At 54.0% G+C, this 15,603-nt stretch carries 12 protein-coding genes and 2 tRNA genes; 13 read left to right on the top strand and 1 reads right to left on the bottom strand.

Going from position 1 to position 15,603, the window contains the following annotated elements; genetic code table 11:
• The first annotated feature begins 5 nt into the window (after nt 1-5).
• A tRNA-Leu gene (locus G0034_RS20200) sits at nt 6-92 on the top strand.
• 178 nt (nt 93-270) lie between these two features.
• Here the strand turns inward: G0034_RS20200 and argG are convergent.
• Nucleotides 271-1,617 carry an argininosuccinate synthase gene (argG, locus tag G0034_RS20195; protein WP_014885375.1) on the bottom strand — a complete coding sequence of 449 codons (1,347 nt, stop codon included), beginning with the start codon at nt 1,615-1,617 and terminating at the stop codon, nt 271-273.
• A gap of 287 nt (nt 1,618-1,904) precedes the next feature.
• Here argG and G0034_RS20190 point away from each other — a divergent pair.
• From G0034_RS20190 to mtr, 12 genes are all read left to right on the top strand, one after another.
• Nucleotides 1,905-1,981, top strand: a tRNA-Met gene (locus G0034_RS20190).
• 207 nt (nt 1,982-2,188) lie between these two features.
• On the top strand, nt 2,189-2,641 hold the full coding sequence (gene rimP, locus G0034_RS20185; RefSeq protein WP_014833432.1) for a ribosome maturation factor RimP: 453 nt from the start codon (nt 2,189-2,191) through the stop codon (nt 2,639-2,641).
• A gap of 28 nt (nt 2,642-2,669) precedes the next feature.
• Nucleotides 2,670-4,172, top strand: a complete 1,503-nt coding sequence (gene nusA, locus G0034_RS20180; protein ID WP_014885374.1) for a transcription termination factor NusA — start codon at nt 2,670-2,672, stop codon at nt 4,170-4,172.
• A 24-nt stretch (nt 4,173-4,196) separates the two neighbouring features.
• On the top strand, nt 4,197-6,884 hold the full coding sequence (gene infB / locus G0034_RS20175; RefSeq protein WP_014885373.1) for a translation initiation factor IF-2: 2,688 nt from the start codon (nt 4,197-4,199) through the stop codon (nt 6,882-6,884).
• Nucleotides 6,885-6,971: 87 nt separating this feature from the next.
• Nucleotides 6,972-7,376 (top strand): 30S ribosome-binding factor RbfA, encoded by a 405-nt coding sequence (gene rbfA / locus G0034_RS20170; protein WP_014885372.1) that lies wholly within the window; start codon nt 6,972-6,974, stop codon nt 7,374-7,376.
• The gene (gene truB / locus G0034_RS20165) at nt 7,376-8,326 is read left to right on the top strand and encodes a tRNA pseudouridine(55) synthase TruB (protein WP_014885371.1); all 951 of its coding nucleotides are present in this window, start codon (nt 7,376-7,378) and stop codon (nt 8,324-8,326) included. Before rbfA ends, truB begins: the two co-directional genes overlap by 1 nt.
• A gap of 154 nt (nt 8,327-8,480) precedes the next feature.
• Nucleotides 8,481-8,750: a 30S ribosomal protein S15 gene (rpsO, locus tag G0034_RS20160; RefSeq protein ID WP_003861789.1), complete on the top strand. Its 270-nt coding sequence runs from the start codon at nt 8,481-8,483 to the stop codon at nt 8,748-8,750.
• A gap of 242 nt (nt 8,751-8,992) precedes the next feature.
• Nucleotides 8,993-11,131: a polyribonucleotide nucleotidyltransferase gene (gene pnp, locus G0034_RS20155; protein ID WP_179121234.1), complete on the top strand. Its 2,139-nt coding sequence runs from the start codon at nt 8,993-8,995 to the stop codon at nt 11,129-11,131.
• Nucleotides 11,132-11,240: 109 nt separating this feature from the next.
• Nucleotides 11,241-12,125 carry a lipoprotein NlpI gene (gene nlpI, locus G0034_RS20150; RefSeq protein ID WP_013098912.1) on the top strand — a complete coding sequence of 295 codons (885 nt, stop codon included), beginning with the start codon at nt 11,241-11,243 and terminating at the stop codon, nt 12,123-12,125.
• A 107-nt stretch (nt 12,126-12,232) separates the two neighbouring features.
• On the top strand, nt 12,233-12,313 hold the full coding sequence (yrbN, locus tag G0034_RS20145) for a protein YrbN (RefSeq protein WP_097397692.1): 81 nt from the start codon (nt 12,233-12,235) through the stop codon (nt 12,311-12,313).
• Nucleotides 12,306-14,201, top strand: coding sequence for a DEAD/DEAH family ATP-dependent RNA helicase (locus G0034_RS20140; protein ID WP_014885369.1), 1,896 nt, complete (start codon nt 12,306-12,308; stop codon nt 14,199-14,201). The genes yrbN and G0034_RS20140 overlap by 8 nt, the downstream gene beginning before the upstream one ends.
• Nucleotides 14,202-14,343: 142 nt before the next feature.
• Nucleotides 14,344-15,588 carry a tryptophan permease gene (gene mtr / locus G0034_RS20135; protein ID WP_117581479.1) on the top strand — a complete coding sequence of 415 codons (1,245 nt, stop codon included), beginning with the start codon at nt 14,344-14,346 and terminating at the stop codon, nt 15,586-15,588.
• The last annotated feature ends 15 nt before the right edge of the window (nt 15,589-15,603 follow it).

The raw sequence follows: 15,603 nt of genomic DNA, 5'->3' as shown, positions 1-15,603 counted from the left end.
TCCGTACCGAGGTGGTGGAATTGGTAGACACGCTACCTTGAGGTGGTAGTGCCCTAACGGGCTTGTGGGTTCGAGTCCCATCCTCGGTACCAATATTCCAGAAGAAAGACGTCGAAAGACGTCTTTTTTTTCGTCTGTACTTTTTGTTTTCGTAGGCCCGGTAAGCGCAGCGCCACCGGGCAAAATGGCGGGTGGCGCTGCGCTTACCCGCCCTACAAAAGGGCATAAAAAAGGCACCCTAAGAGTGCCTTCTGCATTTCTGAATAGCGATTACTTCTTATCGCTGTGCTCCAGGTTTTCCACCTGCGGCAGGCCGTTACCGGAGCTTGCGGAGAGCAGACCATTCTCAACATAGTTGAACAGCTTTTCACGGGTATCGGTGATGTCCAGGTTACGCATGGTCAGCTGACCAATACGGTCATCTGGCGAGAACACCGACTCACCTTTCTCCATGGTCAGACGCTCTGCTTTATAGGTCAGGTTGTCAGACACGGTGTTCAGGATGGAGTAGTCGTTACCGCGACGCAGTTCCAGAGTGACCTCACCGGTAATGGCACTCGCCACCCAGCGCTGCAGCGCATCACGCAGCATCAGCGCCTGCGGATCGAACCAGCGACCCTGATACAGCAGTTTACCCAGCTGACGACCATGAGAGTGATATTGCTCAATGGTGTCTTCGTTGTGGATCCCGGTCAGCAGACGCTCATAAGCGATATGCAGCAGCGCCATCCCCGGTGCTTCATAAATGCCACGGCTTTTCGCTTCGATAATACGGTTCTCAATCTGGTCGCTCATGCCCAGACCGTGACGGCCGCCAATGCGGTTCGCTTCCAGCATCAGCTCTACGTCGTCAGAGAAGGTTTTACCGTTCAGGGCAACCGGATGACCACGCTCGAAACGTACGGTCACCTCTTCTGCCGCGATCTTCACGTTCTCATCCCAGAATTTCACGCCCATGATTGGGTTAACGATCTTCACGCTGGAGTTCAGGAATTCCAGGTCCTTCGCTTCGTGCGTCGCACCCAGCATGTTGGAGTCGGTGGAGTAGGCTTTCTCAACGGACATCTTGTAGTCAAAGCCGCAGGCAATCATAAACTCGGACATTTCATGACGGCCACCCAGCTCGTCGATGAAGTCGGTATCCAGCCAGGGTTTGTAGATCTGCAGCTCGGCGTTGGTCAGCAGGCCATAACGATAGAAACGTTCGATATCGTTACCTTTATAGGTGCTGCCGTCACCCCAGATGTTCACGCCATCTTCTTTCATCGCGGCAACCAGCATCGTGCCGGTAACGGCGCGACCCAGTGGAGTGGTGTTGAAATAGGTCAGACCGCCGGTGGTGTTATGGAACGCACCACACTGAATAGCCGCAATACCTTCCGCGACGAGTTGCTTACGGCAGTCAATCAGGCGCGCGTTTTCTGCGCCATACTCTTTCGCGCGACGAGGAATAGCATCGTAGTCGTCCTCATCCGGCTGACCCAGGTTCGCAGTATATGCATACGGAACCGCTCCCTTCTGGCGCATCCACAGCAGTGCAGCGCTGGTATCCAGGCCGCCTGAGAAAGCGATGCCAATACGTTGTCCTACCGGAAGATGCTTGAGAATCGTCGTCATAGAATAAAACCCTGCTTGATTGACTGATTAGAGACCGCTTTCGCTCTCTTGTGCATTTTTATGCAAAATAAGTGAGTATTCATTTAATCATCTTTTATCGAATACCGGAAGAGACTCGTGCGTTTTTTGTAAAAAATTTGGTCTGTTTCGTCTGATGGAAGTTGGGTTGACAGGTGGGGTCAACTATCAATATACTAAACGCCGATTTTACGTCCCGTCTTCGGTACCAAATCCCAGCATTATTTGCAAATTCTGTCCAAAACGCGTAGAATTTGCCACGTTTCAGGCGCGGGGTGGAGCAGCCTGGTAGCTCGTCGGGCTCATAACCCGAAGGTCGTCGGTTCAAATCCGGCCCCCGCAACCACTTTCCCATAAAGTTCTTTTTCAAATATACTGTGAAGACTCAGAGCCTTCGTAGCTGGATTTGAAAAAATTCTTTCGGAGAGTGCTCCAGGCCACAGTTGTGGCTATAGGGTTCAGTTATCTAAAGCCCCGATTTATCGGGGTTTTTTGTTATCTGACTACAGAATAACTGGGCTTTACGCCCTTTTTTTATGTCTTGGGGGTGGGCTTGTCCACATTAGAGCAAAAATTAACAGAGATGATTACTGCACCGGTCGAAGCACTGGGCTACGAACTGGTCGGCATCGAATTCGTTCGCGGCCGTACATCGACGCTGCGCATCTATATTGATAGTGAAGATGGCATCAATGTTGATGATTGTGCTGATGTCAGCCACCAGGTGAGTGCGGTTCTTGATGTTGAAGACCCAATTACCGTTGCGTACAACCTGGAAGTTTCCTCACCTGGCCTCGATCGTCCGATGTTCACGGCCGAGCACTATGTGCGCTTTACCGGTGAAGAAGTGGCTCTCGTTCTGCGTATGGCCGTACAGAACCGCCGTAAATGGCAGGGAATTATCAAAGCCGTTGATGGTGAAATGATCACGGTGACAGTCGAAGGCAAAGATGAAGTGTTCGCGCTGAGTAATATCCAGAAGGCGAACCTGGTTCCCCACTTTTAACAGTCTGGATTGAGGTGAAAAGCCCGCGATGAACAAAGAAATTTTGGCTGTTGTTGAAGCCGTCTCCAACGAGAAATCACTGCCGCGTGAGAAGATTTTCGAAGCGCTGGAAAGTGCACTGGCTACAGCAACCAAGAAAAAATACGAACAAGAGATCGATGTTCGCGTAGAAATCGATCGTAAAAGCGGTGACTTCGATACATTCCGTCGTTGGGTAATTGTTGAAGAAGTGACCCAGCCGACCAAAGAGATCACGCTGGAAGCGGCACGTTTTGAAGACGAAAGTCTGAACGTGGGTGACTACGTTGAAGATCAGATTGAATCTGTCACCTTTGACCGTATCACTACCCAGACCGCGAAACAGGTTATCGTGCAGAAAGTGCGCGAAGCCGAGCGCGCACTGGTGGTTGACCAGTTCCGCGATCAGGAAGGCGAAATCATTACCGGCGTGGTGAAGAAAGTAAACCGCGACAACATCTCTCTGGAGATCAAATCCGAAGGGATGCCGGGTAACGCTGAAGCGGTGATCCTGCGTGAAGACATGCTGCCGCGTGAAAACTTCCGCCCGGGCGACCGTATCCGTGGTGTGCTGTACGCCGTGCGTCCTGAAGCGCGTGGTGCTCAACTGTTCGTGACCCGTTCTAAACCGGAAATGCTGGTTGAACTGTTCCGTATCGAAGTACCGGAAATCGGTGAAGAAGTCATCGAAATCAAAGCGGCGGCTCGCGATCCGGGCTCCCGTGCGAAAATTGCGGTGAAAACGAACGACAAGCGTATCGACCCGGTCGGTGCTTGCGTCGGTATGCGTGGTGCGCGTGTTCAGGCGGTGTCTACCGAGCTGGGCGGCGAACGTATTGATATCGTTCTGTGGGATGACAACCCGGCGCAATTCGTGATCAACGCAATGGCTCCGGCAGATGTGGCGTCTATCGTTGTTGACGAAGACAAACACACCATGGATATCGCTGTTGAAGCGGGCAACCTGGCGCAGGCGATTGGCCGTAACGGTCAGAACGTACGTCTGGCGTCACAGCTGAGCGGCTGGGAACTCAACGTAATGACCGTTGACGACCTGCAGGCCAAGCATCAGGCTGAAGCCCATGCGGCGATCGATACCTTCACCAAATACCTCGACATTGACGAAGATTTCGCCACTGTTCTGGTTGAGGAAGGTTTCTCTACGCTGGAAGAACTGGCCTATGTGCCAATGAAAGAGCTGCTGGAAATTGACGGTCTGGATGAACCAACCGTTGAAGCCCTGCGTGAACGCGCTAAAAACGCACTGACCACCCTGGCACTGGCTCAGGAAGAAAGCCTTGGCGATAAGAAGCCGGCTGATGACCTGCTGAATCTGGAAGGTCTTGATCGTGCGATTGCGTTCAAGCTGGCTGCCCGTGGTGTTTGTACGCTGGAAGATCTCGCTGAGCAAGGCGTTGATGACCTGGCTGATATCGAAGGTTTAACCGACGAGAAAGCCGGCGAACTCATCATGGCCGCACGTAATATTTGCTGGTTCGGCGACGAAGCGTAATAAACTGTAGCAGGAAGGAACAGCATGACTGATGTAACTGTAAAATCGCTGGCTGCTGAGATTCAGACCTCCGTGGACCGCCTGGTACAGCAATTTGCTGATGCAGGGATCCCGAAGTCCGCTGATGACTCGGTGACCGCGCAAGAAAAACAAACCTTGTTAACGCACCTGAACCGTGAGCACGGTTCTACGCCTGACAAGTTAACGCTGCAGCGCAAAACGCGCAGCACGTTGAATATTCCTGGTACCGGTGGCAAAAGTAAATCGGTACAAATTGAAGTCCGCAAGACGCGCACCTTTGTAAAACGTGATCCGCAAGAGGCAGAACGCCTTGCCGCGGAAGAGCAGGCACAGCGTGAAGCGGAAGAACAAGCTCAGCGTGAGGCGGAAGCTGCCGCCAAACGCGAGGCAGAATTAAAAGCTGAACGTGAGGCCGCAGAAAAAGCGAAACGCGACGCCAGTGATAAAGTGAAGCGTGACGCTGCGGAAAAAGACAAAGTGAGCAATCAACAGACAGACGAAATGACCAAAACTGCCCAGGCTGAAAAAGCCCGTCGTGAAAATGAAGCTGCCGAACTGAAGCGTAAAGCCGAAGAAGAAGCACGCCGCAAGCTCGAAGAAGAAGCTCGCCGCGTCGCTGAAGAAGCACGCCGTATGGCAGAAGAAAACGAGAAGAACGGTGTGAATACCGTTGAACCGACTGAAGACACCAGCGACTACCACGTCACCACTTCTCAGCACGCACGTCAGGCTGAAGATGACAACGACCGTGAAGTAGAAGGCGGCCGTGGCCGTGGTCGTAATGCAAAAGCTGCGCGTCCGGCGAAGAAAGGTAACAAGCACGCTGAATCCAAAGCCGATCGTGAAGAAGCACGCGCTGCTGTTCGCGGTGGTAAAGGCGGCAAGCGTAAAGGTTCCGCTCTGCAGCAGAGCTTCCAGAAGCCCGCTCAGGCTGTTAACCGTGACGTCGTGATCGGCGAAACCATCACCGTTGGCGAACTGGCGAACAAGATGGCGGTTAAAGGCTCTCAGGTCATCAAAGCGATGATGAAGCTGGGTGCAATGGCGACCATCAACCAGGTTATCGACCAGGAAACCGCGCAGCTGGTTGCCGAAGAGATGGGCCACAAAGTTATCCTGCGTCGTGAAAACGAGCTGGAAGAAGCCGTAATGAGCGACCGTGATACTGGCGCTGCGGCTGAACCGCGTGCACCGGTTGTGACCATTATGGGTCACGTTGACCACGGTAAAACTTCTCTGCTTGACTACATTCGTTCTACGAAAGTTGCCTCTGGCGAAGCGGGTGGTATTACCCAGCACATCGGTGCTTACCACGTAGAAACCGACAACGGTATGATTACCTTCCTGGATACCCCAGGCCACGCAGCGTTTACGTCTATGCGTGCTCGTGGTGCTCAGGCAACGGATATCGTTGTGCTGGTTGTTGCTGCAGACGACGGCGTAATGCCGCAAACCATCGAAGCTATCCAGCACGCGAAAGCGGCGCAGGTGCCTCTGGTTGTTGCAGTCAACAAAATCGATAAGCCAGAAGCCGATCTGGACCGTGTTAAAAACGAACTGTCTCAGTATGGCGTTATGCCGGAAGAGTGGGGCGGTGAAGCACAGTTCATCCCAGTATCTGCTAAAGCGGGTACCGGTATTGACGACCTTCTGAACGCTATCCTGCTGCAGGCTGAAGTTCTGGAGCTGAAAGCCGTGCGTAAAGGTATGGCGAGCGGTGCGGTGATCGAATCCTTCCTGGATAAAGGTCGTGGCCCGGTTGCAACCGTTCTGGTTCGTGAAGGTACCCTGCTTAAGGGCGATATCGTTCTGTGTGGCTTCGAATACGGTCGTGTTCGTGCGATGCGTAACGAACTGGGTCAGGAAGTGCTGGAGGCGGGTCCGTCCATTCCAGTTGAAATTCTCGGTCTGTCCGGTGTGCCGGCTGCCGGTGACGAAGTGACCGTCGTGCGTGACGAGAAGAAAGCGCGTGAAGTGGCACTGTATCGTCAGGGCAAATTCCGTGAAGTTAAACTGGCTCGTCAGCAGAAATCTAAACTCGAGAACATGTTTGCTAACATGACCGAGGGTGAAGTTCACGAAGTGAACGTTGTACTGAAAGCTGACGTTCAGGGTTCTGTGGAAGCGATCTCCGACTCCTTGCTGAAACTGTCTACCGACGAAGTGAAAGTGAAGATCATCGGTTCTGGCGTAGGTGGTATCACCGAAACCGACGCGACCCTGGCTGCTGCGTCCAACGCCATCCTGGTAGGCTTCAACGTGCGTGCTGATGCTTCTGCTCGCCGCGTGATCGAAGCGGAAAGCCTGGATCTGCGCTACTACTCCGTCATCTATAACCTGATCGACGAAGTGAAAGCGGCGATGAGCGGCATGCTGTCTCCTGAGCTGAAACAGCAGATCATCGGTCTGGCTGAAGTGCGTGACGTGTTCAAATCACCGAAATTCGGTGCGATCGCGGGCTGTATGGTTACCGAAGGTACCATCAAGCGTCACAACCCAATCCGCGTACTGCGTGACAACGTGGTTATCTACGAAGGCGAGCTGGAATCTCTGCGCCGCTTCAAAGATGACGTTAACGAAGTCCGTAACGGCATGGAATGTGGTATCGGTGTGAAGAACTACAACGACGTACGCGTTGGCGATATGATCGAAGTGTTCGAAATCATCGAGATCCAACGCAGCATCGATTAATTGAGATCGTAGGCCGGGTTAGCGAAGCGCCATCCGGCAATTATTTCAAAAGGGGCTTAAGCCCCTTTTTTGTCTGGAGAATTTATTATGGCGAAAGAATTTGGTCGCCCACAGCGCGTGGCGCAGGAAATGCAAAAAGAGATCGCGCTTATCCTGCAACGCGAAATTAAAGACCCTCGCATCGGCGTGATGACCACCGTGTCCGGCGTGGAAATGTCCCGTGACCTGGCCTACGCCAAAGTGTTCGTCACCTTCCTGAACGATCAGGACGAAGCGGCCGTGAAGAACGGCATTAAAGCGCTGCAGGAAGCCTCCGGGTTTATCCGCTCTCTGCTCGGCAAAGCGATGCGTCTGCGTATCGTGCCTGAGCTGACCTTCTTCTACGACAACTCGCTGGTAGAAGGTATGCGCATGTCCAATCTGGTGACCAGCGTGGTGAAACATGACGACGAACGTCGTGTTAACCCGACGGACGACAGCAAGGAGGACTAATGAGTCGTCCTCGTCGTCGTGGTCGCGACGTGCATGGCGTGCTGCTGCTGGACAAACCGCAGGGGGCATCCAGCAACGACGTGCTGCAAAAAGTGAAGCGTCTTTATAACGCCAACCGGGCGGGCCACACCGGCGCGCTCGATCCGCTGGCGACCGGTATGCTGCCGATCTGCCTGGGAGAGGCGACAAAGTTTTCCCAGTATCTGCTCGACTCCGATAAGCGTTACCGCGTTATCGCGAAGCTCGGCCAGCGCACGGATACCTCCGACGCGGATGGCCAGGTCGTGGAAGAACGTCCGGTGACCTTCAGTGCTGAACAGCTTGATGCTGCGCTGGAGAGCTTCCGCGGGGACACGATGCAGGTGCCGTCGATGTATTCCGCCCTGAAATACCAGGGCAAGAAACTCTACGAATATGCGCGTCAGGGCATTGACGTTCCGCGCGAAGCCCGTCCGATAACCGTGTATGAGCTGCTCTTTATTCGCCACGAAGGTGATGAACTGGAGCTGGAAGTGCACTGTTCCAAAGGGACGTACATTCGTACCATCATCGACGACCTCGGTGAAAAACTAGGTTGCGGTGCGCATGTTATCTACCTGCGCCGTCTGGCGGTGAGTAAGTACCCGGTTGAGCGGATGGTGACGCTTGAGCACCTGCGCGAGCTGGTTGAACAGGCGGAAGTACAGGGGATCGCGCCAGCAGCGTTGCTGGATCCCTTGCTGATGCCAATGGACAGTCCGGCAGCGGACTTCCCGGTGGTTAATCTTCCTTTAACATCGTCCGTTTACTTTAAGAACGGCAACCCGGTTCGCACGGCGGAAGCTCCGCTGGAAGGGCTGGTGCGCGTGACCGAAGGTGACGACGGTAAGTTTATCGGCATGGGCGAAATGGATGGTGAAGGGCGCGTTGCGCCGCGTCGTCTGGTCGTCGAATATCCGGTCGACGCGTGACGGTGATAACGCCTCATCTTGCGATAAGCAGGGGAGACGAGTAGAATATTGCCGCTTAACGCCTGGTAAATTGTTTAACAATCTGCGAGGCGTACATGGGGTCGCTGAATTAGAGATCGGCACCCTTACATTCTTTATACTTTGGAGTTTTAAAATGTCTCTAAGCGTTGAAGCTAAAGCTAAAATCGTTTCTGAGTTTGGTCGTGGTACTAACGACAGCGGTTCTACCGAAGTTCAGGTTGCTCTGCTGACTGCACAGATTAACCACCTGCAGGGTCACTTTGCAGAGCACAAAAAAGATCACCACAGCCGTCGTGGTCTGCTGCGTATGGTTTCTCAGCGTCGTAAACTGCTCGACTACCTGAAACGTAAAGATGTTGCACGTTACACCGCGCTGATCGAGCGTCTGGGTCTGCGTCGCTAAGTCTTGCGAGTTTCAGAAAAGGGGGCCTGATGGCCCCTTTTTTCAACCAGACGGCAGCAATTCACTGGAAACTATTGTATTGTTGCTATAAATGATCTTCATTGCAGAGGTTCGCGCGGCTAATGAGAGGCTTCACCCATGGGGGTGTCGGTTGTCATTAGTCGCGAGGATGCGAAGAAGGTCGGGTTAAATCGACAGCACGCCGGTGGTGTGCTGTCATACATTTAAGAAAGGACAGAATTTTGCTGAATCCGATCGTTCGTAAATTCCAGTATGGTCAACATACCGTCACGCTGGAAACCGGCATGATGGCACGTCAGGCTACTGCTGCCGTTATGGTAAGCATGGATGACACCGCGGTGTTCGTCACCGTAGTGGGCCAGAAAAAAGCTAAACCAGGTCAGGACTTCTTCCCGCTGACCGTTAACTACCAGGAGCGTACCTACGCTGCCGGTAAAATCCCTGGTGGTTTCTTCCGTCGTGAAGGCCGTCCAAGCGAAGGCGAAACCCTGATCGCGCGTCTGATTGACCGCCCGGTTCGTCCGCTGTTCCCGGAAGGCTTCGTTAACGAAGTACAGGTTATCGCAACCGTAGTTTCCGTTAACCCACAGGTTAACCCGGACATCGTTGCGATGATCGGTGCATCTGCTGCCCTGTCACTGTCTGGTATTCCATTCAATGGCCCAATCGGTGCCGCGCGCGTGGGTTACATCAATGACCAGTACGTGCTGAACCCAACTCAGGAAGAGCTGAAAGAAAGTAAGCTGGACCTGGTTGTTGCCGGTACTGAAGCGGCGGTTCTGATGGTTGAATCCGAAGCAGAACTGCTGAGCGAAGACCAGATGCTGGGCGCAGTGGTCTTCGGCCACGATCAGCAGCAGATCGTTATCCAGAACATCAACGACCTGGTGAAAGAAGCCGGTAAGCCACGTTGGGACTGGCAGCCAGAAGCAGCAAACGACGCGCTGAACGCACGTGTTGCGGCACTGGCAGAGTCTCGTCTGAGCGACGCGTACCGCATCACCGACAAACAGGAGCGCTATGCTCAGGTTGATGTGATCAAATCTGAAGTGACCGCGACCCTGGTTGCTGAAGACGAAACGCTGGACGCTAACGAAATTGGCGAAATCCTGCACGCTATCGAGAAAAACGTTGTTCGTAGCCGCGTACTGGCCGGCGAGCCGCGTATTGATGGCCGTGAAAAAGACATGATCCGTGGTCTGGATGTGCGTACTGGCGTACTGCCACGTACTCACGGTTCCGCACTGTTTACCCGTGGTGAAACGCAGGCCCTGGTCACCGCGACCCTGGGTACCGCTCGTGACGCACAGATCATCGACGAACTGATGGGCGAGCGCACTGACAACTTCCTGTTCCACTACAACTTCCCTCCGTACTCCGTAGGGGAAACCGGCATGGTTGGCTCGCCGAAGCGTCGTGAAATTGGTCACGGTCGTCTGGCGAAGCGCGGCGTGCTGGCCGTGATGCCAGAAGCTGACAAATTCCCGTACACCGTACGTGTGGTGTCTGAAATCACCGAATCTAACGGTTCTTCTTCCATGGCTTCCGTATGTGGTGCTTCTCTGGCACTGATGGATGCAGGCGTGCCGATCAAAGCCGCTGTTGCGGGTATCGCAATGGGCCTGGTGAAAGAAGGCGACAACTTCGTTGTTCTGTCTGACATTCTGGGTGACGAAGATCACCTCGGCGATATGGACTTCAAAGTGGCGGGTTCCCGCGACGGTATCTCTGCACTGCAGATGGATATCAAAATTGAAGGTATCACTAAAGAGATCATGCAGGTTGCTCTGAACCAGGCTAAAGGTGCGCGTCTGCACATCCTGGGCGTGATGGAACAGGCGATTAACGCGCCGCGTGGCGACATTTCTCAGTTCGCTCCACGTATCCACACCATCAAGATCAATCCAGACAAGATCAAAGATGTTATCGGTAAGGGCGGTTCCGTAATCCGTGCGCTGACCGAAGAGACGGGCACCACCATTGAAATCGAAGATGACGGTACTGTGAAGATCGCAGCAACCGACGGCGAGAAAGCGAAATTCGCTATCCGTCGTATCGAAGAGATCACCGCTGAAATCGAAGTGGGCCGTATCTACAACGGTAAAGTGACCCGTATCGTTGACTTTGGCGCGTTCGTTGCCATCGGTGGCGGTAAAGAAGGTCTGGTTCACATCTCTCAGATCGCTGACAAGCGCGTTGAGAAAGTGACCGATTACCTGCAGATGGGTCAGGAAGTACCGGTTAAAGTTCTGGAAGTTGACCGCCAGGGCCGTATCCGTCTGAGCATTAAAGAAGCAACCGAGCAGTCTCAGCCTGCTGCGGCGCCGGAAACTTCGGCTGCTGAACAGCAAGGCGAGTAAGGTTGCCATTTGCCCTCCGCATTGCGGAGGGCCTGGTATCAGGCAGGACGCCTTGTTAAGCCGCCGGGGGACAGGACGTTCATCCAATAGTTGTCTTCGGGAGTGGGAAATGAAGCCTTTTTTGCGCTGGTGTTTCGTTGCGACAGCTTTAACGCTGGCAGGATGCAGCAACTCTGCCTGGCGTAAGAGCGAAGTCCTCGCAGTGCCATTGCAACCGACTTTGCAGCAGGAAGTGATTCTGGCACGCATGGAACAAATTCTTGCCAGTCGGGCTTTAACCGATGACGAACGCGCACAGCTTTTATATGAGCGCGGAGTGTTGTATGATAGTCTCGGTCTGAGGGCATTGGCGCGAAATGATTTTTCACAAGCGCTGGCTATCCGACCTGATATGCCTGAAGTATTCAATTACTTAGGCATTTATTTAACGCAGGCAGGCAATTTTGATGCTGCCTATGAAGCGTTTGATTCTGTACTTGAGCTTGATCCAACTTACAACTACGCGCACTTGAATCGCGGTATCGCATTGTACTACGGCGGTCGTGATAAGTTAGCGCAAGATGATCTGCTGGCGTTTTATCAAGACGATCCTAATGATCCTTTCCGTAGCCTGTGGCTTTACATCGTTGAGCAGAAGCTCGATGAGAAGCAGGCAAAAGAGGCCCTGAAACAGCGCTTCGATAAATCGGACAAGGAACAGTGGGGATGGAACATTGTCGAGTTCTACCTGGGCAACATTAGCGAAGCAACGCTGATGGAACGCCTCAAGGCGGACGCAACGGATAACACCTCGCTCGCTGAGCATCTCAGTGAAACCAACTTCTATTTAGGTAAGTACTACCTAAGTCTGGGGGATAAGGACAGCGCTACGGCACTGTTCAAATTAGCGGTTGCTAACAACGTACACAACTTCGTTGAGCACCGTTATGCATTGTTGGAATTATCGCTCTTGGGCCAGGAGCAAGACGACCTGGCAGAATCGGACCAGCAATAGCTGACGACATAAACATCAGCCCGTAATCTTTTGATTGCCATCACCTTAACTGGTGAGGGCGTTGTTGTTCGTCAATACACCTACTTTGAGCCGGTTCACACTTTTCAATGAAAATTGCTAATCATTTTCACGATGAGCTAAGTAGACTGGCCGCCATTAATATCGAGGCACTTGTACTACATGGCTGAATTCGAAACCACTTTTGCAGATCTGGGCCTGAAGGCTCCTATCCTTGAAGCCCTTAACGATCTGGGTTACGAAAAACCATCTCCGATCCAGGCTGAGTGTATCCCACACCTGCTTTCTGGTCGTGACGTGCTGGGCATGGCCCAGACTGGTAGCGGTAAAACTGCAGCGTTCTCGCTGCCGCTGCTGAACAACATCGATCCGGACCTGCGTGCACCGCAGATCCTTGTCCTGGCTCCAACCCGTGAACTGGCTGTTCAGGTTGCTGAAGCCATGACGGAATTCTCTAAACATATGCGCGGCGTAAACGTGGTAGCCCTTTACGGTGGCCAGCGTTATGACGTGCAGTTACGCGCCCTGCGCCAGGGCCCACAGATTGTTGTCGGTACGCCGGGCCGTCTGCTGGATCACCTGAAGCGCGGTACGCTGGATCTCTCTAAACTGAGTGGTCTGGTACTGGACGAAGCAGATGAAATGCTGCGTATGGGCTTCATCGAAGACGTCGAAACCATCATGGCGCAGATCCCAGAAGGTCATCAGACCGCGCTGTTCTCTGCTACCATGCCAGAAGCGATTCGTCGTATCACCAAACGCTTCATGAAAGATCCTCAGGAAGTGCGTATTCAGTCCAGCGTCACCACTCGCCCGGACATCAGCCAGAGCTACTGGTCTGTGTACGGCATGCGCAAAAACGAAGCGCTGGTACGTTTCCTGGAAGCGGAAGATTTTGATGCGGCGATTATCTTCGTGCGTACCAAAAACGCGACCCTGGAAGTGGCTGAAGCGCTGGAGCGTAACGGCTACAACAGCGCAGCACTGAACGGTGACATGAACCAGGCTCTGCGTGAGCAGACGCTGGAGCGCCTGAAAGACGGTCGTCTGGATATCCTGATTGCAACCGACGTGGCAGCACGTGGTCTGGACGTTGAGCGTATCAGCCTGGTTGTTAACTACGACATCCCGATGGATTCCGAGTCTTACGTTCACCGTATCGGCCGTACCGGTCGTGCGGGTCGTGCGGGCCGTGCGCTGCTGTTCGTTGAGAACCGCGAGCGTCGTCTGCTGCGTAACATCGAACGCACCATGAAGCTGACTATTCCAGAAGCTGAACTGCCAAACGCAGAACTGCTGGGCAAACGCCGTCTGGAAAAATTCGCCGCGAAAGTACAGCAGCAGCTGGAAAGCAGCGATCTGGATCAGTACCGTGCACTGCTGTCGCAGATTCAGCCTACGGCTGAAGGCGAAGAGCTGGACATGGAAACCCTGGCTGCGGCACTGCTGAAAATGGCGCAGGGCGAACGTACTCTGATCGTGCCACCTGATGCGCCAATGCGTCCTAAGCGTGAATTCCGTGACCGTGACGATCGCTTTGAACGTCGTGGCGACCGTAACGATCGTGGCCCACGTGGTGACCGTCCAGAGCGTGGTGGTGAAGACCGTCCACGTCGTGAACGCCGTGAAGCGGGCGATATGGAACTGTACCGCATTGAAGTGGGCCGTGATGATGGTGTTGAAGTTCGTCACATCGTTGGCGCGATCGCTAACGAAGGCGACATCAGCAGCCGTTACATCGGTAACATCAAGCTGTTCGCATCCCACTCTACCATCGAGCTGCCAAAAGGTATGCCGGGCGAAGTACTGCAGCACTTTACTCGCACCCGCATCCTGAACAAGCCGATGAACATGCAGCTGCTGGGCGATGCTCAGCCACGTCCTGACCGTGGTGGCGAACGTCGTGGCGGTGGTCGCAGTTTCGGCGGCGAGCGTCGTGAAGGCGGTCGCACAGAAGGTCGCGGTGGTGAAGGTCGTCGTTTCTCCGGCGAGCGCCGCGAAAACCGTGGCCCACGCCGTGAAGAAGGCACCAGCCGTCGTCGTTTCGGTGACGCGTAAGCCTTACGCTTCTGACGTAAAGTAAAATATACAGCCCCGATAAATGCTATCGGGGCTTTTTTTATTCCCTTTGTACTCTTGTACTGGTACAGTGCGTCACACTAAAATGCAGAACCGCATAATTGACTGGAGAAAAGGCTGTATGGCGACACTAACCACCACCCAAACGTCACCTTCGCTGCTTGGCGGCGTGGTGATCATCGGCGGAACCATTATAGGTGCCGGGATGTTTTCCCTGCCTGTGGTCATGTCCGGTGCGTGGTTCTTCTGGTCGCTGGCGGCGCTGGTCTTTACCTGGTTCTGTATGCTCCATTCCGGGCTGATGATCCTTGAGGCGAACCTCAACTACCGCATTGGCTCCAGCTTCGACACCATCACCAAAGATCTGCTGGGCAAGGGCTGGAACCTGGTAAACGGGCTTTCCATCGCGTTTGTGCTCTACATTCTGACCTACGCGTACATTTCCGCGAGCGGTTCGATACTGCACCACACCTTTGCTGAGATGTCGCTAAACGTTCCGGCGCGTCTGGCGGGTCTGTGTTTTGCTCTGGGCGTGGCCTTTATCGTCTGGATGAGTACCAAAGCGGTGAGCCGCATGACGGCGATTGTGTTGGGCGCAAAGGTCATCACCTTCTTCCTGACCTTCGGTAGCCTGCTGGGGCACGTCACGCCCGCCACGCTGTTTAATGTCGCGGAAGTGAATACTTCCTACACCCCGTACCTGCTGATGACGCTGCCGTTCTGTCTGGCATCGTTTGGCTACCACGGTAACGTGCCGAGCCTGATGAAGTACTACGGCAAAGATCCACGCACCATCGTGAAGTGTCTGGTCTACGGTACGCTGCTGGCGCTGGGCCTGTATGTGATTTGGCTGCTAGGGACGATGGGCAACATCCCGCGTCCAGAGTTTATCGGCATTGCGCAGAAGGGCGGTAACATTGATGTGCTGGTTCAGGCGCTGAGCGGCGTGCTGAACAGCCGCAGCCTGGATCTGCTGCTGGTGATCTTCTCCAACTTTGCCGTGGCGAGCTCTTTCCTGGGCGTGACGCTGGGTCTGTTTGACTACCTGGCGGATCTCTTTGGCTTTGATGATTCTGCGATGGGGCGTTTCAAAACGGCGCTGCTGACGTTCCTGCCGCCCGTTGCGGGGGGGCTGCTGTGGCCGAACGGTTTCCTGTACGCCATCGGCTATGCGGGTCTGGCGGCAACCATCTGGGCGGCTATTGTGCCGGCGCTGCTGGCGCGTAAATCACGTAAACGCTTCGGTAGCCCTAAATTCCGCGTCTGGGGCGGCAAACCGATGATTGCGCTGATTCTGCTGTTTGGGGTGGGTAACGCGGTGATTCACGTGCTGTCGAGCTTTAATCTGTTGCCGGTATACCAGTAAAACGTGCGGCTTGCT

This window comes from Enterobacter sp. T2 (assembly GCF_010692925.1).
Lineage (GTDB): Bacteria > Pseudomonadota > Gammaproteobacteria > Enterobacterales > Enterobacteriaceae > Enterobacter > Enterobacter kobei.
Note: the sequence above shows the minus strand (reverse complement) of the source record. Positions and strands in the feature narration are given on the sequence as shown.